General features: G+C 66.1%; 21 protein-coding genes. 11 read left to right on the top strand and 10 right to left on the bottom strand.

The window, feature by feature from the left end:
* Positions 1-36 precede the first annotated feature (36 nt).
* The 3 genes from Harman_RS10785 to Harman_RS10775 are packed head-to-tail and all read left to right on the top strand — an operon-like array spanning position 37 to position 3,177.
* A complete protein-coding gene (locus Harman_RS10785; protein WP_137683810.1) occupies positions 37-738 on the top strand; it encodes a DUF4129 domain-containing protein in 702 nt (233 codons plus the stop codon).
* Complete coding sequence (locus Harman_RS10780) at positions 735-2,684, top strand: DUF58 domain-containing protein (protein WP_137683809.1); 1,950 nt, start codon at positions 735-737, stop codon at positions 2,682-2,684. Before Harman_RS10785 ends, Harman_RS10780 begins: the two co-directional genes overlap by 4 nt.
* Positions 2,668-3,177, top strand: a complete 510-nt coding sequence (locus Harman_RS10775; RefSeq protein ID WP_137683808.1) for a DUF7519 family protein — start codon at positions 2,668-2,670, stop codon at positions 3,175-3,177. The genes Harman_RS10780 and Harman_RS10775 overlap by 17 nt, the downstream gene beginning before the upstream one ends.
* Before the next feature lie 14 nt (positions 3,178-3,191).
* Here Harman_RS10775 and Harman_RS10770 read toward each other — a convergent pair whose 3' ends face one another.
* Complete coding sequence (locus tag Harman_RS10770; protein WP_137683807.1) at positions 3,192-3,578, bottom strand: hypothetical protein; 387 nt, start codon at positions 3,576-3,578, stop codon at positions 3,192-3,194.
* Between the two features lie 129 nt (positions 3,579-3,707).
* Here Harman_RS10770 and Harman_RS10765 point away from each other — a divergent pair, with 129 nt between their 5' ends.
* Together Harman_RS10765 and Harman_RS10760 are read left to right on the top strand one after the other, a co-directional pair.
* A complete protein-coding gene (locus tag Harman_RS10765; RefSeq protein ID WP_137683806.1) occupies positions 3,708-4,790 on the top strand; it encodes a geranylgeranyl reductase family protein in 1,083 nt (360 codons plus the stop codon).
* Positions 4,791-4,854: 64 nt separating this feature from the next.
* A complete protein-coding gene (locus Harman_RS10760; protein WP_137683805.1) occupies positions 4,855-5,859 on the top strand; it encodes an AI-2E family transporter in 1,005 nt (334 codons plus the stop codon).
* 34 nt (positions 5,860-5,893) lie between these two features.
* On the opposite strand, the gene Harman_RS10755 is transcribed toward Harman_RS10760, so the two are convergent.
* The gene (locus tag Harman_RS10755; RefSeq protein ID WP_137683804.1) at positions 5,894-6,694 is read right to left on the bottom strand and encodes a sulfurtransferase; all 801 of its coding nucleotides are present in this window, start codon (positions 6,692-6,694) and stop codon (positions 5,894-5,896) included.
* A 265-nt stretch (positions 6,695-6,959) separates the two neighbouring features.
* Between Harman_RS10755 and Harman_RS10750 the strand changes: the two genes are divergently transcribed.
* The 3 genes from Harman_RS10750 to Harman_RS10740 all read left to right on the top strand — a co-directional run bounded on the left by Harman_RS10750 (position 6,960) and on the right by Harman_RS10740 (position 10,062).
* Entirely contained in the window at positions 6,960-7,820 is an 861-nt protein-coding gene (locus tag Harman_RS10750; protein WP_137683803.1) for a sulfurtransferase, read from the top strand.
* A gap of 315 nt (positions 7,821-8,135) precedes the next feature.
* Positions 8,136-8,420, top strand: coding sequence for a hypothetical protein (locus tag Harman_RS10745; protein ID WP_200830879.1), 285 nt, complete (start codon positions 8,136-8,138; stop codon positions 8,418-8,420).
* 409 nt (positions 8,421-8,829) lie between these two features.
* Positions 8,830-10,062, top strand: coding sequence for an MBL fold metallo-hydrolase (locus Harman_RS10740; RefSeq protein WP_137684044.1), 1,233 nt, complete (start codon positions 8,830-8,832; stop codon positions 10,060-10,062).
* 26 nt (positions 10,063-10,088) lie between these two features.
* On the opposite strand, the gene Harman_RS10735 is transcribed toward Harman_RS10740, so the two are convergent.
* Positions 10,089-10,268 (bottom strand): ribbon-helix-helix protein, CopG family, encoded by a 180-nt coding sequence (locus tag Harman_RS10735; RefSeq protein WP_137683801.1) that lies wholly within the window; start codon positions 10,266-10,268, stop codon positions 10,089-10,091.
* 155 nt (positions 10,269-10,423) lie between these two features.
* On the opposite strand from Harman_RS10735, the gene Harman_RS10730 reads away from it, so the two are divergent.
* Both Harman_RS10730 and Harman_RS10725 read left to right on the top strand, forming a co-directional pair.
* Positions 10,424-11,656: a DUF2238 domain-containing protein gene (locus tag Harman_RS10730; RefSeq protein ID WP_137683800.1), complete on the top strand. Its 1,233-nt coding sequence runs from the start codon at positions 10,424-10,426 to the stop codon at positions 11,654-11,656.
* Positions 11,657-11,713: 57 nt separating this feature from the next.
* Positions 11,714-12,016, top strand: a complete 303-nt coding sequence (locus Harman_RS10725) for a cupin domain-containing protein (RefSeq protein ID WP_137683799.1) — start codon at positions 11,714-11,716, stop codon at positions 12,014-12,016.
* A 123-nt stretch (positions 12,017-12,139) separates the two neighbouring features.
* Here Harman_RS10725 and Harman_RS10720 read toward each other — a convergent pair whose 3' ends face one another.
* Positions 12,140-13,216, bottom strand: coding sequence for a CNNM domain-containing protein (locus Harman_RS10720; protein ID WP_137683798.1), 1,077 nt, complete (start codon positions 13,214-13,216; stop codon positions 12,140-12,142).
* Between the two features lie 80 nt (positions 13,217-13,296).
* Entirely contained in the window at positions 13,297-14,238 is a 942-nt protein-coding gene (locus tag Harman_RS10715; RefSeq protein WP_137683797.1) for an oxidoreductase, read from the bottom strand.
* Positions 14,239-14,318: 80 nt separating this feature from the next.
* On the opposite strand from Harman_RS10715, the gene Harman_RS10710 reads away from it, so the two are divergent.
* Entirely contained in the window at positions 14,319-14,579 is a 261-nt protein-coding gene (locus Harman_RS10710) for a glutaredoxin family protein (RefSeq protein WP_137683796.1), read from the top strand.
* An 8-nt stretch (positions 14,580-14,587) separates the two neighbouring features.
* On the opposite strand, the gene thiE is transcribed toward Harman_RS10710, so the two are convergent.
* From thiE to phoU, 5 genes are all read right to left on the bottom strand, one after another.
* On the bottom strand, positions 14,588-15,232 hold the full coding sequence (gene thiE, locus Harman_RS10705) for a thiamine phosphate synthase (protein ID WP_137684043.1): 645 nt from the start codon (positions 15,230-15,232) through the stop codon (positions 14,588-14,590).
* A 96-nt stretch (positions 15,233-15,328) separates the two neighbouring features.
* Entirely contained in the window at positions 15,329-15,673 is a 345-nt protein-coding gene (locus Harman_RS10700) for a DUF5615 family PIN-like protein (protein ID WP_137683795.1), read from the bottom strand.
* Positions 15,666-15,968: a DUF433 domain-containing protein gene (locus Harman_RS10695; protein WP_137683794.1), complete on the bottom strand. Its 303-nt coding sequence runs from the start codon at positions 15,966-15,968 to the stop codon at positions 15,666-15,668. The genes Harman_RS10700 and Harman_RS10695 overlap by 8 nt, the downstream gene beginning before the upstream one ends.
* A gap of 68 nt (positions 15,969-16,036) precedes the next feature.
* Positions 16,037-17,098 (bottom strand): phosphate uptake regulator PhoU, encoded by a 1,062-nt coding sequence (locus Harman_RS10690; RefSeq protein WP_137683793.1) that lies wholly within the window; start codon positions 17,096-17,098, stop codon positions 16,037-16,039.
* 2 nt (positions 17,099-17,100) lie between these two features.
* Positions 17,101-17,778, bottom strand: a complete 678-nt coding sequence (gene phoU / locus Harman_RS10685; RefSeq protein ID WP_137683792.1) for a phosphate signaling complex protein PhoU — start codon at positions 17,776-17,778, stop codon at positions 17,101-17,103.
* Positions 17,779-17,780: the final 2 nt, after the last annotated feature.

Below are 17,780 nucleotides of genomic sequence, written 5' to 3'. Positions count from 1 at the left end.
CTGGCCTGCCGGAGACAGCCCTCGGGAGGTGTGACCGTGGCGCGGCTCGGCTCACTGGTCCTCGCTGCCCTCGCCGTCGTCGCGCTGGCGATGGTCGCCGCGTCGGTTGAAACCGTCTCGACAGCGCCGGCAGTGACGACCGAGGAGCAGACGGTCGATTCGACGCCACCCCCGCAAGCGCCGGGCGGCGGGGGACCCGGTACCCCAGAGGGGACCCAGTCAGCGACCAGGGTTCCGGAGACGGACGCGGCGACGGCGGCCGCATCGAACGTGAACAACGGCCCACCGCGCTGGCAGGTCGCCGCCGGCCTCATGCTCGTCGTGTTGGGCGGGATAGCGGTGCTGTATGAACTGACCCGCGGCGAGGCGACCGACCCGGACCCTGACGACGAGAGTCCGCCACCAACGCCGACGGCACCCGCGGCCGATTCGGTTTCGCTCGCGGCGGACGTGCCGCCGGAAAACGACGTGTACCGGGCATGGGTCGCGCTCAGGAATCGCGTCAAACCGGCCCACGAAGGGTCCGAAGCGCCCGCTGGGGAGCCGGTGACCCCTGCCGATGTTCGGGATAGGGCTATCGAGTCCGGCCTCCCAGAACAGCCAGTGACGGCGCTGACTGACCTGTTCTGTGCGGTCCGGTACGGCGGCGCGGCCGCAACGCCGGAGCGGGAACAGCGGGCGCGGGCCGTCGCGGCCACGCTGTCGCTTGACGCGCCTGTCGGAGGTGCTGCACAGTGACCCGTCGGCGACGCCTACCGACGGTTGTTGGCCTCCTGGCTATCAGTGCCGGCGGGCTCCTCCTGGCACTGCCCGAACTGAGTGGTGGGGTCCTGCCGCGAGTGGCGGCGACGCTGCTGACGGTTGGGGTCGGGGCCGCAGCGGTGGTACTCGCAGCCAGAGAACTGGTCGACAGCGACGACCCGGAGCTACGGCTTCCGACGCCCGAATCCCGTCCCCGGTATCGAGTGCCCGGGACGGGATTCGCCGAGCGACTCGACCGGATTAGCACCGTCGGTCGCCGCGCAGTCAACGACGCGGACGAGTGGGACGAGACGAGGGAGCGAACGCCCAGAGAGCGTGTGTACGCATCGCTGCATGAGCTTGCCGTCGACGTACTCGGTCGGACCGACGGGGACAGGCCGGGCGTGGCCGCTGACCGCCTCGCGGACGGGGAGTGGACCGACGACGAGACGGCCGCAGCCTTCTTCGCGGACGGACTTTGCCCGCCGCTGCCGCGTCGGGCGTCGCTCCCCCTTGTTCGACCCGAACTACCCGAGGTGCGTCGGGCCCGCCACGCCGTCGCTGAGTTAGCCGACCGACTGGCGGCCGATGCGCCCGACCCGGACAGCCGACTTGCTCCAGGGGAAAGGATGGGAGACGGAGACTCCGCCGGTGAGTACTGGCCCACTGCCGAGTTCCCTCGAATCCGGTCGACCGGACGGACCAGACGCGTCGCCGTCGCGGTTCTGCTTGCCAGCGCTGGCGGCGTCGTGATGGGGGTTCCCGGCGCGGTGTTGACCGCCGCGTTCGGGGTCGCACTCGCCGGGGCCGCGAAGGTCTGGGAGCCGACGGCCGACATCGAACTCGCCCGGACGCTCGAACCGCGGACGCCGACGCCCGGAACGACCGTCGAGGTCACCGTGACGGTTCGGAACGTCGGTGAGACGACGGTTCCGGACCTCCGATTGCTGGATGGAGTGCCCGCCGGACTCAGCGTCCGCTCGGGGTCGCCGCGGCTGACCACCGCGTTGCGGCCCGGCACCGAGCGGTCGTTCACCTACGTGCTGACGGCGGTTCCAGGCACTCACACGTTTGAGTCGCCGATTGTGATTGTGGGCGATGTCGCCGGCGCGCAAGAGACGGTCCGAACCGTCGCGGTGACGGACGGCGATGAGAGCCTGGCGTGCGGCTTCAAGCGGCCGAGTGGCGACGCCAGCGCGCCCCGCAAGCAGGCGACCCCGCTGCCGGGACGACAGGACGCGGGAGTCACCGGGAGCGGCGTCGAGTTCGACTCGCTGCGTGCGTACCGCCCCGGCGACCCGGCGTCGAGAATCGACTGGCACCACCGCGCGAAGACCGGCGAGCTGGCGATAGTGGAGTTCCAGGAGCCGCGCCGGCCGCGGGTCGCCGTGGTCGTCGATGCCCGTCGCGCGGCGTACGTCGCACCGACGGTCGGAGATGTGCCAGCACCACGGCACGGCGCGTCGGCCGCCCACAGCATCGCCGACCGATTGCTCGACGACGGGATTCCGGTCGGCGTGGGGACGGTTGGGGCGGGCGACTGCTGGCTGCCGACGACGACCGGCGAAGCCCACCGCGAGGACATCCGAACGTGTCTTGCCGGCGACAACACAGTTCCATGGACGCCACCGAATGAGCCGACAGAGCTCGCTGCTGCCGTCAACGACCTGTCGGCACGGCTCGGCCCCGACGTACAGGTGGTCGTCGTCTCGCCGCTCTGTGACGACGACGGCGTGGCCCTCATCCGACAACTGGCGGGTGCCGGTCACAGCGTTTCGGTAGTCAGTCCGGACTGTACGGACCCGTCCACGGTCGCCGGGGCCTACGCGCATCTCGCCCGCGAAAACCGGCTCTCGACGCTTCGTGGACACGACATCCCGGTAGAGGACTGGGACCCGACGACACCGCTCAGGGGGGTGCAGGCCCGTGCCGCTGGCGTCTGATCGAGACAGTTCGTCCGCTGTAGGACTGCCGCGGTTCAGCGCCGGCGTCAGTGCGGGTTCGGTCCTCGTCGTTGTCGGACTCGTCGCGTCCGACCCCGCATCGCTGGCGGTTGCCGTCGTCGGCGGACTGGCGGTTGGCGTCGGTCTACTGGGTCGGTCCGAGTTCGCCCTGACGACCGGCGTCGCCGGCCTGTTCATAGCCGTGCTACAGGCTGCCGCCGACGGCTCACCGGAGTGGGTCCTCGGCACGACGGTGCCGGTCGTGCTGGCCTGGGTGACCGCCAGACACGCACTGCGGTTGGACGCACAGGTCGGCTCCGAGGCCCCGACGCTCCGCGTCGAACTCGTCCACACCGTCTTGATTGTGGTGCTCCTGACGGCGGGCGGTGGCATGGGCTATCTCGTCTACCGGTCCGTGACGGGAACGCCGTCGCCGCTGTCGCTCGGCCTGTTGCTGCTCGCCGTCGTCGCCTTCACGATTTCGCTACGGTGACCAGCGAGAGTCGATTAGAGCAGCACGATAGCCGCGTAGCCGAGGCCGCTCGTCACGGCCGTCGCAACGACCGCGAGCAGAAGGATTTTCGCCGCCTGTCGCCGGTCGGCGCGGACGGCCTCGCTAGCATCGACACGGCCGCTTTCCCCGCCCGACCCGGAGAGATCGTAGCGGGCGAGTGCCCCGAAGGCGACGCAGAACCGGAAGTAGTCCTGCAGTGCGCCGACGTACCCGCCGAAAACGAACGGGACAGTCGCCCACAGCGACAGGCCGGGGACCGCACCGACTGCGACGGCGAGCGCGATACCGATAGCGATGGCGAACGACGCGACGGCCGACAGTCGACGGGCGCGGCGCTGGTTCGCTCCGATGTTACACACCCCGGGCTGGTACTCCGCCATGGCCGTCGAGAAGGGCTGCAGCGACAAATACGCCCTGCTTCGGCTGGTGATGCGATGGTCGCCGAAAACAGGTACAACAGCCCGTATGAATCGAGAAGCTATTTGGTTCGTGACACCGAGAGAACGTGTATGCACGATGTTGTGGTAGTCGGCGCGGGTCCGGCTGGGTCCCGGTACGCGCGCCAAGCGGCGAGTCGGGGGCTCGACGTGGTGGTGTTCGAACAGGGGGAGATCGGGAAGCCACTGGCCTGCTCGGGCCACGTGAGCACGGACATCTGGGAGTTCACCGAGGACGCCCGCGACGAGCTGTTCCAGAACGAAATCTCGGGCGCGCGGTTCCACACCGGCGGTCCCGGGAGCGCAGACCACCCCTTCTACAAGGACGAAGTCATCTCGAACGTCATCGACCGCGTCGGCCTGGACAAGCACCTCGCGGGGCTGGCCCGCGACACCGGCGCGGACGTTCGTGAGGAGCATTCGGTCGTCGGCGTCACGGAGGACAGGGACGGCGTCACCGTGGCGGTTCGGGGCGATGACGGCGTCGAGACGCACCGGGCGAAGATGGTCGCGGGCTGTGACGGGCCAAAGAGCCGCGTCCGGCGGGAACTCGACCTCCCGGAGCCCGACGAGCTGCTCCACGGCGTGCTCGGGTTCAGCGACGAGGTGGACCACAGCGATTTCGTCGACGTGCACCTCACCGTCCCGCGGTTTTTCGCCTGGCGCATCCCACGGGGCGAGGCCGGCGTCGAGTACGGGCTGGCGGTGCCGCCGGGCGACGACGCCCGCGGTCGCTTCGAGGAATTCGTCGACGGCTACGGGGTCGAGACCGACCGCCGCTGCTCGGGGCTCATTCCCATCGGCCCGCCGAAGCGGGTCACCGGCCGGCGGTCGTTCCTCGTCGGCGACGCCGCAGCCCAGACCAAGCCCTTCACGGGCGGCGGCATCCGCTATGGCATGACCGCGGCCGACCACGCGGCCCGAGAGATCGACCCCGAGGAGCCGGCGACGCTGGGCGAGTACGAGCGGGCGTGGCGCGACGACCTTCGCCAGGAGATTCGGCTTGGTCACGCGGTCCGGGCCGGCTACTCCGCGCCGGAGCCGATACAGAAAGCCGGGATGAAAGCCTTCGAGGGCGAAATCGGCGTCCACATGGACCGGCCGACGACGCTGTTCTCCCGCGAGCAACTGGCAGCGCTGTTTTCCCGGTCCTGACGGACGTGTTACCCAGTTGGCGTGTGCAGACAACGTTTTTACCGACCGACCGGAAAAGGCGGGCGTGGCAACACGTCGACGGACCTACGTCCTCGCGGGGCTGGTCGTGCTCGCCGGCTGTCTGACCACAGTCCTGCTGGAGCAAGTGCTGTCGACGATTTTCTTCGCAATCACGGTCGCGTACGTGCTGTTCCCGGTCTCGGAGTGGCTCGGCCGCCACGGGCTCAACAGGCGGCTGTCGGCAGCGGTGACAACGGGTATCGCCTTCGTCAGTGGAACGCTCGTGGTCGTCCCGCTCGGGGCCGTGCTGTATCTGCGCCGCCGTGACCTGTTTACGTTCTTCCAGCAACTCCCGCCGGTCGTGCCCGTCGAGTTCGGCGAGTTCCGCTACCTGTTAGAGATAGACCCCACGCTGACGGCCGGCCGGGAGGCGCTCACGGCCGTCGCGGTCGGCCTGGCCGCGCAATCGCCCGTCCTCGCGCTGAAAGTCGTCCTGTTTACGATTCTCGTCTACGCGATGCTCTGGCAGCCACAGGCCCCGAAGAAAGCCGTCTACCGGACCGTGCCGGCGACGTACCACGATGTCGTCGACCGGCTCCACGAGCGGCTCCGGGGGACGCTGTACGCGATTTACGTCCTTCAGGCGGCGACGGCCTTCGGCACCTTCCTCGTGGCGTGGGCCGTGTTCTGGCTGCTGGGGTACCAGGGCGCGTTCGCGCTGGCGGTGGCCGCCGGCGTCCTGCAGTTCGTCCCCGTCATCGGCCCCAGCGTCGTCGTCCTCGCCATCGCCGCCGCGGAGGCCATCAACGGCGACATCACCGGAGCGGTGCTGGTGACCGTGTTCGGGCTCGTCCTGGTCGGCTTCCTCCCCGACGCGGTCATCAGGCCGAGGCTCGCCCGCTCGACGACCGGCCTGCCGGCCAGCCTCTACTTCGTCGGGTTCACCGGCGGGGTGTTGACGCTGGGCGTCATCGGCTTCATCGCCGGGCCGGTCGTCATCGCGCTCCTGGTCGAACTGTCGTCGCTGCTGACGAGCGAGCGACACGGGGACCAGCAGAAGCTGAGCTGAGACAGCGGTCTATCTGCCGGCGGTCGTGAACGGCTCAGTTCGTCTCCAGCGGCCGCCCCTGTGCCTCCCACTCGGTGAGGCTCCCCTCGTAGAAGTCCACCCGCTCGAAGCCGAGGTGGCGGAGGACGACGTAGGTGTGACTGATGCGGCGGGCGGTGTTACAGTAGAGGACGACGCGCTTCTCGGGGACGATACCCGCGTCTTCAAGCACTGACAGCGCCTCCGCCCGCGGAAGCAGGCCGCGCGTCTCGTCGTCGACGAGGTTCCGCCAGTCCAGCAGGACCGCGCCGGGGATGTGGCCCGCGTCGTACTCCTCGTCCTCGCGGGTGTCGACCAGCACCGCGTCGGGGTCGTCGCCCGCGTCGGCGACCGCGTCCGGGCCGACCAACGGCGTCGACTCGGGGCGCGTCACCTCGTAGTCTGTCGACTCGACGGCCGGCGTCTCGCTCGATGTTTCCCGTTCGAGTTGCCAACTGGAGAAGTCGCCATCGAGGAGGTGGAGCCGGTCGGGGTCGTGGCCGAACAGTTCGGCAGTGACGAGAAACCGCGCGGCGAAGACGCCATGGTGGTCGTCGTAGGCGACGATTTCGCTGTCGGGCGTGATGCCGGCCTCCGAGAGCAACTGCACCCAGTCGTCCTCGTCGGGGAGCATCCCGTCGCCGGCGTCGGTGTCGGACTCAGCGCCGTGTTCGTCCGCCCGGAACGAATCGAAGGGCACGCTCACCGCACCGTGGAGGTGGCCGAGGCCGTCGTACTCCCAGGCGTCGCGCACGTCGACAATTCGGATGTCCTCGTCCTGGCTCGCTACCCACTCCGCGGAGACGAAATCAGTCATTGTCGTGGCGTTGCCGCTCCGGTCGCTTGAACGCTCTCATCGCTGCCAGTCGAAGGTGGTTGCAAATGTTGCTTGTTCTTGCGGGGAGGTCGCCCGAGACGCAGCCGGACATGCCATTCCATGGTTACGTGTCCGTGACACCAGCGACGTGTTATATTTCTACAGTGTCTAGTAGAGGCAATATATGCCGTCAGGGTGGACGAGTGGCCGAACATGCCGAAAGTCGTGGTAATATATGTCTGGTAGACTTACGCTTCGATGCATTATGACTGAATACGCTAACGACGTGCTCGTCTCGGCCGACTGGGTCAGCGAGCACCTGGACGAGTTCCAGAGCGACGACCCCGCCCACCGACTGGTAGAGGTGGACGTGGACACGGAACTGTACGACGAGAGCCACGCGCCCGGCGCAATCGGCTTCAACTGGGAGACAGACCTCCAGGACCAGACCACGCGGGACATCCTCGACAAGGACGACTTCGAGGACCTGCTGGGTGCCCACGGCATCAGCGAGGACTCGACGGTCGTCCTCTACGGTGACAACTCTAACTGGTTCGCCGCCTACACATATTGGCAGTTCAAGTACTACGGCCACGACGACGTGAAGCTGCTCGACGGCGGCCGCGAGTACTGGGTCGAGAACGACTACGAACTCACCGACGAAGTGCCCGAGTTCTCCGAGGTCGACTACGAAGCCGCCGGTCCGCGCGAGTCCATCCGCGCCTACCGAGAGGATGTCGAGAACGCCATCGAGCGCGAACTGCCGCTCGTCGACGTTCGCTCACCCGAGGAGTTCTCCGGCGAGATCCTCGCACCCCCTGGACTCCAGGAGACGGCCCAGCGTGGCGGCCACGTGCCCGGCGCACAGAACATCTCCTGGGCGGCCGTCACCAACGACGACGGGACGTTCAAGGACTACGACGAACTCGAAGAGCTCTACGCCGAGTACGGCATCGACGGCGACTCCACGACGGTCGCCTACTGCCGCATCGGTGAGCGCTCCTCCGTCGCCTGGTTCGCCCTGCACGAACTGCTGGGCTACGAGGACACCATCAACTACGACGGCTCCTGGACCGAATGGGGCAACCTAGTTGGTGCGCCTATTGAGAAGGGCGAGGCTGAGTAAGCGGTAGCGCACGAAGCCTCGAATCGGAGCGGGGAGGCATAGCCGACCCGCGGAGAAAGGCGAGGCCGACGACTGAGCGCAGCGAAGGAATCGGCCTCGTAGCGGAACGGCGACCATCGGAAGCCGTGAAGCGGGGCGAGGCTGAGTAAGCGAGAGCGTAGACGGCCTATTTTCGGATTTTTATAGTGCTAGTCGGTGAGCCACAGCAGCTGTTCGTGGCAGCGACAAGCGTTCCGAGCAGCGATTCCCGCCTCCGAACTGAAATGTTGCTAACCAACCGTACATTCAAGTCAAACGAGCATCTTACACCCGCACGTGGACCGAAAGGAACTCGAACGGGAACTCCGCGACGCCTTTGACGCCGACCCCGACATCGTCACGGTCGTGGCCAGGCAGGCACGGGACCTCTCGGAAGCGGATCAGTTCGTGACCGATTTCGGCGCGGAGCTGACGGTGGAGGATGTTGTCGACAACCTCGGGGACGCGCCCGAGGACTATCGACTCGCCGAGCGATGGAACTGGTGGCTGGGCGCACTGGACCTCTCACACGGCGGCTACGCGCGGTTCAGCGTGCGACAGGACATCGACAAGACATCGTGACGCGTCGCTGTCGGTGGCTCTAAGTATAAAAAACGGCGCGACGCCAGTCAGTGTACGCTAAGCCCGTGTGCCTCTCGTGCGTGTTCGAGGAGTTCCTCCGTTGTGTCGAACTCCTCACCGCAACTGCACGTGTGGTACGTCGTCGGTGTTTGCTGGCGTGTCGCCATGACAACTGAACTATCGATCCGGAGTATAATAATTGTTTATGCTAGTGTGGTAGCACTGCCCAACCGACATGTTACTCACGCACAATATCGAAAGCGAGACTCTCGTTCTGGGTTCGCATGGCTGTTAAATCCGCATCTATCAGGGTATTCTATTGCACACAGATCCCGACTGGCCGGGGACCAGCGGCATGGTTCGGACGGAACCGACGGACGGAAACGGACGGGTCGCCTCCGCCCCGATAATGGATGTGCAGTTTCTCGGCGGCGCGGGTGAGATCGGCCGGAGTGCCGTCCTCATCGACGAGTCGCTCCTGCTGGATTTCGGGATGCTGACCGACTCTCCGCCGCAGTTCCCGGTTCGCACGCCGTCACCGGACGCCGTCGTCGTTTCCCACGGCCATCTGGACCACGTTGGGAATATTCCGGCGCTGGTGTCGGGCGACGCGCGGCCGCCGATTCACTGGACGCCGCCGACGTACGAACTGGCGATGACGCTCGCGCGGGACACGCTCAAACTCCACGGCGGAACGGTCAACTGTCCGTTTACCGAGACCAACGTCAGACGGGTCACGCAGGTGTCGGAGACCCACGGCTACCGGGAGTCGTTCGAGGCCGCCGGCTACGAGGTCACGTTCTACAACGCCGGCCACATCCCGGGGAGCGCGCACGTCCTCGTCGACGATGGCGACACCCGACTCCTCTACACGGGCGATTTCCACACCGACGACCAGCGACTCGTCTCGGGGACCACGGCCCGCCCCGGCGCGGACGCGATTATCTGTGAGAGCACGTATTCGGATGTCGAGCACGAGCCACGGACGACGGTCGAGGAGCGATTCGTCGAGAGCGTCGAAACGACACTCTGGGAGGGCGGGACAGTCGTCGTCCCGGCGTTCGCCATCGGCCGGACTCAGGAGATGTTGCTCATCTGTGAAGCCCACGACATCCCCTGTTACGTCGACGGGATGGGAAAGCGGGTGACCGAGATGCTCGGGCAGTACCCCGAGTTCGTCCGCGACGCGGACGCGCTCCAGCGGGCGAAATCCCACGCCCGGTTCGTCACGGGCAAGGACGGCCAGCGAAAGCGTATCACCGACCAGAAGGCCGCAATCGTCACCACCAGCGGGATGCTCTCGGGCGGTCCGGCGATGACGTACATCCCCGAGATCCGGGCCAATCCGATGAACAAGATCACGATGACCGGCTATCAGGTCCAGGGGACGCCGGGACGGGACCTGCTAGAGACGGGCAGCGCGGAGATAGACGGCCGCATCATGCCCGTCAGCGCACGGATCGAGCAGTACGACTTCTCCGCACACGCCGACCGCGACGGCCTGCTGGAGTATCTCGACAGCTACCGCGACACGCCGGTGGTCGTGAACCACGGCGACCGCTGTGGGGCGTTTGCGGACACACTCCGCGAGAACGGCTACGACGCGACAGCGCCCGAGGTCGGCGCGACAGTTACTGTATAATGGACGGCTGGGCGGAACTGAGGAATTCAGTCGCTCTCGTCGCCGTCCTCGGCGGCGCGCTGTTTCAGCCACTCGTCGAGCAGGTCACGAACCGCTGCGTCCCGGTTGTCGCGGTGGTCGGCGAACGCCTTCTCGTCGATCGCATCGAGCACCTCCTCGTCCAGTTCGACTTCGATCGCTTCGAGGTCCAGAAACGCTTCGTCCATTGATTACGGGGAGTGGGACCGCCAGAGAGATATATCCTCGTCAGACAGTCGTCGGTCAGTCGCGTGACAGCGGTCTCACGGGCAGAAAGCGGCCGGTCGGGTGTCAGGAAACCGCCATGCTTTGATTACGACTCGCGTCGTACCCACAGTCAGTAATGGGTTCACTACAGTCTCTCCTCGGCCCCCACCGGCTCGACGCCCTCGGTGCATGGGTGGTAACTGGCATTCTCGTGGGTGGCATCGGTCGGTTCACGGCCGGCGGCGAGTTTGATTGGGCAGTGCTCACGGCGCTCCTCGTCGCTATCGCGATCACGGTTCCGCTCGCCACACGAGACCTCGAAACGACGGTCCCCGCGGAGTTGCTCGGTCTGGTCGCGGTGCCGGTGCTCGTGCGGGTGTTCGGCGGGTTCCCGCAAGTCACGCCGTTTCTCGTGATCGCCGGGGTCGCCCTGTTGCTGGCTGTCGTCCTCGACGCGTGTACCTCCCTGACGATGACGCCGCGATTCGCGACCGTGTTCGTCGTCATCGTGACGATGGCCGTCGCCGGCGTCTGGGCAGTCGGTATCTACGCGACGGATACGCTACTGGGAACCGCATTTCTCGACGGCCAGACAGAACTGATGTGGGACCTCGTCACGGCGGCAGCCGCCGGTATCGTCGCCGGCGTCGTGTTCGAACTGTACTTCGAGCGATCGGACCGTATCGCCCGGCTTCGCGTCTCGGAAGGGAATCAAGCGGCAATTGACCAATCAGGGGCGTCCCTTCCCGGAGACGGCCAGCACCACCGCCTCGCGGTCCGGGCGCTACAGGCTGTCCTGGGTGCAATAGCCCTATTCGCACTCGTTCGGGGCAACGCGACGCTGTTCGTCAACAGCGGCGGCCCGCTGGCGATAACGTTCCTGCCGGCGCTGTTCCGCCGGGAGTACGGCTACGCGATGGACACCGGCCTCGTGCTGTGGATCACGGTTGCGTCGACGCTGCACGCGGCCGGCGCGCTCGAACTATACGAGGCGTTTGGCTGGTATGACAGCCTAACCCACGCCGTCTCGGCGTCGCTGATAGCCGGCATGGGATACGCGGTCGCACGGGCGGTCGAACGCCACTCCCGGGCGGTCGATTTCAACCGCGAGTTTCGCGCGACCTTCGTCGTCCTGTTCGTCCTCGCGGTGGGTGTCGGCTGGGAGATTCTGGAGTTCGCAAGCGGCGGCCTCGCGTCGGTAATCGGGGGTGAGGCGGTCCTCGCCCAGTACGGAACGAGCGACATCGTGAACGACCTCGTGTTTAACACGGTCGGCGCGCTCGTCGTCGCAGGCTGGAGTACCGCCCACTTCGAGGGCATCGCGGCCAGACTCACCGGCCGAGTCGGACGGCTCACCAGCGGAGACTGAGTCCCGAAGCTCACTTCTTCCCGAAAGCGACTCTACGGTACAGACGGACCGGAACGTATGGAACGGGCACACCTCGATTTCGACCGCTACTTCGAGGTCGTCATGGAGACCGACGAGGCACAGGCCGCCGAGATGACCGTCGCGCCGGGCCGGTCCGTCGGCGGACCGGAGAACTACCACGCCGAGAGCGACCAGTGGCTGTTCGTGGTCAGCGGCACCGGCGTGGTCACCGTCGACAGCGAGACTCAGAGGGTCGAGGCCGGCGACCTCGTCCGCATCGAGCCCGGCGAGCGCCACGGCATCGAGAACGACGGTGACGAACCCCTGGAAACAGTCAACTTCTACACGCCACCGCGCTAGCCGCCTCAGGGGTCGGTTCCACCACTCCGGACGAACGGTTCCATCGGTCCGGACAGTTCGTAGTAGTTCCCCGCCTACAGGACAAACACGACAGCCGATGCGGCAAGGCAACTACTTTCAGCGTCAGTCGACGCCGGCCTCGGCGTCCATCGGGTCCTGAATGTCGCCGACGACCTCTTCGAGCAGGTCCGTGACGGTCACCAGCCCGACGACCTCGCCGTCATCAAGGACGAACGCGAGTTCCTGCCGTTCGGCCTGGAACTGGTCGATAGCGTCGCTGACGGTCGTATTGGGGGACATCGTCATCGGCGGCGACGCGACGGCTTCGAGGTCGATGCCGTCCAGCAGACCGCCGTCGCCGGCCTGTTCCTCGCGCTCGTCGACGAGCGCGGGGATGTAGACGATACCGAGGAACTCTTCGAGCGTCTCGCCGACAAGCGGGTAGCGGGTGTGGGGCGTCTCGGCGATGCGCTCGGCATTGGTCGCGTCGTCGGCAGCCGTCGACAGCGCGACAATGTCTTCCCGTGGGTTCATCACCTCGCCGACCTCACGATCGCCGACCTGGAACGCCGCGAGTATCTCCTCGCGGCGGTCCTCGGACACGTCGCCGCGGTCGAGGACGGAGCCGAGTTCGTTGCGCAGTTCCGCGCGAGACTCGAAGGTGTCGACCTCGGTTTCGAGCCACGCACCGGACATCTCGACGCCGAACAGGCCGAGCGTCCACTTGGCGACGCCGTCACCGACCTTGATGATCGGTGAGATGAGCAAAGCGAAGTAGTACAGCGGCGTCGCGCCGTACCGGCAGACGAACTTCGCGCGCTCAACGCCGAGATACGTGGGCGTCTGCTCGCCGTGCGTCAGGTGGACGAGGTTGATGATGAGGAAGGCGATGGCCGCGCCGGCCCCGACGCCGGCCAGCGCGGAGGACTGGAAGTACGGCTCGAAGATGGCCGCCAGTGCCGGCTCGGCGACGATACCGACGGCGATACTGGAGGCAGTAATGCCGACCTGACAGCTCGTCAGGTAGATCTCCAGGTCGTCGGTCATCTCCCAGGCCCGACGGAGGCCGGGCTCGTCGAACTCCGATTCGGTGTACTGTCTGGCTCTCGTCAGCGCGAACTCGATAGCGACGAAGAAGCCGTTCGCGAGGATCAGGGCGAGGCCAGCAAGCAGTCTGAGCGTGATCTCGACTGGTTGCATGTACCGGTGGGGTTCAGGTTCAGGGCGTGAAAAAGTGGGGATTGCCGACTTCGTTCGGGTCGCGACAGTACCGAAGGGGTTCAGGCGCTCTCGAAGTCGTACTCGACGCCGGTGAGGTCAGTCGAGACCCCCCAGAGCCGTTCGGCGGTTTCCTCGTCGCGGGAGGCCGCGTTCGACTGCTGGAACTCGGGCGGACCACGCATGTCGAACAGGCCGCCGGGGCCGACGTACTCGCCGCCGATAACATCGTCCGCGGTGGCGGCGTACAGCATCGGCAGCGCGCCCTGTTCGGCAGACTGGGCGAGCACGGCGTTGGCGATGCCCATGAACGCGGTCCGCAGCGTCGACCCCATCTCCCGAGGGCCACGGAACTGTAGGTCCGTGTCGGCGTAGCCGGGGTGGCAGGCGACGCTGAGTACGTCCTCCCAGCCGTGGTTGCCCAGTCGGCGCTGGAGTTCGTAGGCAAAGAGGAGGTTTGCGAGCTTGCTCTGACCGTAGGCCTCCCACTTGCCGTAGGAGCGCTCGCGCTGGAGGTCGTCGAAATCTATCTCGCCCATCTCGTGAGCGCCGCTTGACTGCGTGACAATTCGGGATTCGCCGTCGGCGGCCCGGAGCAGGTCGAGCAGGTGCCCGGTCAGGGCGAAGTGTCCCAGATGGTTGACGCCGACCTGGGTCTCGAAGCCGTCTGCCGTCTCGCTCCGGGGAATCGCCATCACACCGGCGTTGTTACAGAGGACATCGACGGCGTCGTAGTCCTCGTGGAGACCGTCGGCGAAAGCCTCGACGTTCGCCAGATCGGCCAGGTCACACTCGCGAACGTCCAGCGTCGCGTCGGGAACGGCTTCGCGGATCTCCGCGGCCGCCGATTCACCGCGCTCGACGCTGCGGCAGGCCATTACCACCGTTGCGCCCTTGCGTGCGAACGCTTTCGAGCCCTCCAGCCCCAGTCCGCTGTTCGCGCCAGTTACGACCACGGTTCGATCCGTCAACGAGGGCATGTCCTCGGCAGTCCAGCCTGTCATCACCGCTGGTACGGGCCCGAGACATTGAAACCCATCGACGACGGCAGGGTCTTTAGTCGCCGGGCACTTACACCGCGGCGATGAGCGACGTGTCGGTCACCGTATACACGCGCGAGGACTGCCATCTCTGTGAACAGGCCATCGAGACCATCGAGCGGGTCGCCGACGACGAGGGAGTCGCCGTCGCACTGGACCTCGTCGACGTTGACGAAGACCCCGACCTTCGGGAGGAGTACGGCGAGCGCGTCCCCTACGTCTTCGTCGACGACTCACCGGCGTTCAAATACCACGTCGACGAGCGGCAGTTGCGCGAGAAATTCCAGGAGCACCGGTCAGGGTAGCCGGATGGCTACTTCCGTTGACGACCACGCTTGACAGCGGTCGCCAGATCTGCCGTCGCTATGTCCGGATCGTCGGCCTGCGTGATGGCGGTGATAACGGCGACACCGTCGGCCCCCGCTTCGACGACTTCTGTGGCGTTTTCGGCCGTGATACCGCCGATACCGACGAAGGGGATATCGACAGCCTCGGCGATTGCGGCGACGCGGTCAGTGCCGACAGCGTATTCGTCGTCATCGATGTCGTCTTTCGAGCCAGTGGCAAACACCGCGCCGACGCCGAGGTAATCCGCGCCAGCGGCCTCGGCCGCTTCGGCGTCTTCGACAGTCGAGACAGAGCGACCGATAATCGCGTCCTCGCCCAGCAGGTCCCGTGCGACAGAGACGGGCAGGTCGTCGTCGCCGAGGTGGACCCCGTCGGCGTCGAGTGCCTGTGCGAGGTCAACGCGGTCGTTGACGACGAACGTGACGCCGGCTTTGCGGGTCAGTTCCCGTACTCGCTGGCCGAGTTCGTAGCGTTCGCGCGCTGTCCGGTCCTTCTCGCGGAGTTGGACGACGCCGACGCCGCCGTCGATTGCGTCCGCGACGATTTCCTCGGTTGTCCGACCCGCCGAGAGCGACGCCTGCGTAACGAGATACACGTCCCAGTCGACCATAGCGAGTCTGGGAACCGATGGGTCTTGTGTGCTTGGCATCCGAGGCCACGTCCGTGTGTTGGTGCGAAGTTTCGGGGTGGGAGCTGCCGAGTGCGCTCACACCCACGCATCGAGTTCTTCGCGGCCGGGAAACGCCGAACGCCCAGGGTACGCATCGACCATTGCGATAAGACCTGAAGCGACCTGATACGCCGGCATCGTGTCGTCGTACAGGAGGACAATTCCCGCATGAGACTCCGGAGGGAGGCGACCGAAATCCGTGACATCGCTGGTCACGACGATACAGTCCTGTTCCAAGGCATACGGGAGGACATCGGCCTCGTCCGCGGCTCCCTGCCAGAGCGCGTCGCGGACGTGTTCAGCAGCCAGGTCTTCTTTCCGAAGGTAGGTGGCTGTTTTCGGGTCGATATTTTCGTCAAGCAAGAACCGCCATTCACTCATCACGGATGGAATCGGGTTCGACACCCGCGGGACGGTCGATTTCGTCACGGATTGTGTCCATCGTGGTGTCCCGTTCCTGTTCTACGGCACGCATTTCGCGGGGATGGTCGTGGTAGTACGCAAGTGCGTGGTAGACAGAAGCGACATCGAGGTCGTAGCGATCAGCCACAGCCACGGGGTCTTCGCCGCGCTCTTCGACGAGCGCGTATATCTGCCGAACACTGATACGCCGCCCGGAGATATGTGGCTCGTCCAGACGCTCGTGCGCGATCCGACGCGTATCACGCTTGGCCATGCCAGTACTACCGTTCGCAATCGCAAAAGGATACTGCCGAGAGCTCCATCAAAAGGGACTGGACGGAGTCACGACTCCGTCTCGGCCGCCGACCCCGACGTGTCCGCGTCGTCGGTGCCGGTACTGGAGTCGGCGAGCGCACCGTCGCGGACGGCCATCCGAAGCCCGAACTCGGCGATGTTGCCGCCGTGTTCCGCCGTTCTAGAAAGGCTATCGAGGGCACGTGTGAGCCGGTAATCGGCGTCACCGGATTCGAACAGCTGTCGGTCGAGGTCAGTTATTCGCTGGCGCACGGCCCGGCGCTTGGCGAGGGTCTGCCGGGCGGTGGCAACGCAGGCGTCGCCGATGATGACGCGGACGGCGTCCTCGACGACGGCGCGGACCTCATCGGCGATGTCATTGAGACCGGTGGCGATGGGACCGGCGGGCTGACCGTCGAGTTGGTCAGCCACGGTGCCGATGCGTTCAGCGTGGTCAGCTACGCGTTCGAGTTCGTTCGCGGTCACCCAGAGGCTGAACAGTTCGGGGCGCGTCAGCCCGAGCGCGTCGATCTCGTCGAGTCGTGCCAGGCCGCGCTCGAAGTAGCGATCAATCATGGCATACAGCCGGTCGGCCTGCTCGTCGCGGTCGCCCCATCGGTCGCTGGTTGTCCCGGCCGTGAGCGCGGCCATCGCGTCCCGGTGCATCGATAGCGCGACGAACTGGAGCTGGCGGACCGACTGTCTGACGGACACCTCGCCGGCGTCGAGCAGCGTCTGGACCGTCACCGCCGTCTCGGTCTCCTCGGCGACGGTCACGCCGGTCAGGTTCCGCGTGACGCGTTCGATAGCCCGGAGTTGGTCGTCGGTGTAGCCGTCGGGGACTTCGAGGACGACGGACTCGACGCCGGCGGCGTAGGCCGCCCGGAGCAACTGCTCTATCTCGGCCGGGTCGTCGGTCCCGGCTTCGAGCGCGACGCGGTTCCGCGCTCCCGTCTGGGACTCGGGCGTCTGAATCACTAGCAGGCCGTCGATGTGCGTATGGAGGTTGACCGTCGTCCCGGCCGTACAGCCTTCCGACTCGGCCCACTCTTTCGGTAGCGAAACGGTGTAGGTCCCGCCGCCGACGGTCTGTATCTTTCGGGTTTCCATGCTTAGTAGATGAGTTCGGAATCAGTTTCGACCATATACAGGGTGCGTGCCGCGATGTTGACGGCGTGGTCGCCGACGCGTTCGAGGTCCCGAACCGTCAACAGGAGCCGGGACACGTCGTCGAGAAGCTGTTCGACCCCCCAACCGTCGTCGCTGTCGGCCTCCCGTTCGATGAGGTCACGGGCGACGGTCTCGCTGGCCCGCTGACAGAGCGCATCGAGTTCGTCGTCGTCGGCCGCGATGGCGCGGCATGCCTCGATATCTTCCCGTTCGTAGGCGTCGATGCTGCGCTCGACCATCTCGGTGGCTTCCCGGCCGATGGTATCGACATCGATATCGAGGCCGAGCCGCTGGTCGGCCGACTGCGCGTAGGCCGCGAGGTTCGTCGCGAGGTCGCCGACGCGTTCGAGGTCGGTGATGATCTTGAACGAGGCAGCGATAAAACGGAGGTCGGTGGCGACCGGCTGCTGGAGGGCAAAGAGGTCGATACAGTCCGCTTCCAGACCCAGATACAGCTCGTTTATCTCGTCGTCGCCGTCGATGATCGACTGTGCCGTCTCCAGATCGACCGTTTGGAGGGCTGTAAGCGCTGCTTCGAGGCGCTCGACGACAAGCTCACCCATGTCGACCACGTTCGCCCGGAGTTCGTCCAGTTGCTGCTGGTACGACTCGCGCGACATGG

The sequence above is a fragment of the Haloarcula mannanilytica genome, assembly GCF_005406125.1.
Taxonomy (GTDB): Archaea; Halobacteriota; Halobacteria; order Halobacteriales; family Haloarculaceae; genus Haloarcula; species Haloarcula mannanilytica.
The sequence above is the reverse complement of the archived record's forward strand: the minus strand, read 5'-3'. Positions and strand labels throughout refer to the sequence as shown.

Bases quoted from the DNA above. Each gene is read 5' to 3' on its own strand.
- Harman_RS10700 (WP_137683795.1), bottom strand. From the start codon at position 15,673: ATGAGTGAATGGCGGTTCTTGCTTGACGAAAATATCGACCCGAAAACA.
- Harman_RS10755 (WP_137683804.1), bottom strand. From the start codon at position 6,694: ATGACTGATTTCGTCTCCGCGGAGTGGGTAGCGAGCCAGGACGAGGAC.
- Harman_RS10765 (WP_137683806.1), top strand. From the start codon at position 3,708: ATGCACGATGTTGTGGTAGTCGGCGCGGGTCCGGCTGGGTCCCGGTAC.
- phoU (WP_137683792.1), bottom strand. From the start codon at position 17,778: ATGTCGCGCGAGTCGTACCAGCAGCAACTGGACGAACTCCGGGCGAAC.
- Harman_RS10690 (WP_137683793.1), bottom strand. From the start codon at position 17,098: ATGGAAACCCGAAAGATACAGACCGTCGGCGGCGGGACCTACACCGTT.
- Harman_RS10750 (WP_137683803.1), top strand. From the start codon at position 6,960: ATGACTGAATACGCTAACGACGTGCTCGTCTCGGCCGACTGGGTCAGC.
- Harman_RS10720 (WP_137683798.1), bottom strand. From the start codon at position 13,216: ATGCAACCAGTCGAGATCACGCTCAGACTGCTTGCTGGCCTCGCCCTG.
- thiE (WP_137684043.1), bottom strand. From the start codon at position 15,232: ATGGTCGACTGGGACGTGTATCTCGTTACGCAGGCGTCGCTCTCGGCG.
- Harman_RS10735 (WP_137683801.1), bottom strand. From the start codon at position 10,268: ATGGACGAAGCGTTTCTGGACCTCGAAGCGATCGAAGTCGAACTGGAC.
- Harman_RS10740 (WP_137684044.1), top strand. From the start codon at position 8,830: ATGGATGTGCAGTTTCTCGGCGGCGCGGGTGAGATCGGCCGGAGTGCC.
- Harman_RS10770 (WP_137683807.1), bottom strand. From the start codon at position 3,578: ATGGCGGAGTACCAGCCCGGGGTGTGTAACATCGGAGCGAACCAGCGC.
- Harman_RS10725 (WP_137683799.1), top strand. From the start codon at position 11,714: ATGGAACGGGCACACCTCGATTTCGACCGCTACTTCGAGGTCGTCATG.
- Harman_RS10730 (WP_137683800.1), top strand. From the start codon at position 10,424: ATGGGTTCACTACAGTCTCTCCTCGGCCCCCACCGGCTCGACGCCCTC.
- Harman_RS10695 (WP_137683794.1), bottom strand. From the start codon at position 15,968: ATGGCCAAGCGTGATACGCGTCGGATCGCGCACGAGCGTCTGGACGAG.
- Harman_RS10710 (WP_137683796.1), top strand. From the start codon at position 14,319: ATGAGCGACGTGTCGGTCACCGTATACACGCGCGAGGACTGCCATCTC.
- Harman_RS10715 (WP_137683797.1), bottom strand. From the start codon at position 14,238: ATGACAGGCTGGACTGCCGAGGACATGCCCTCGTTGACGGATCGAACC.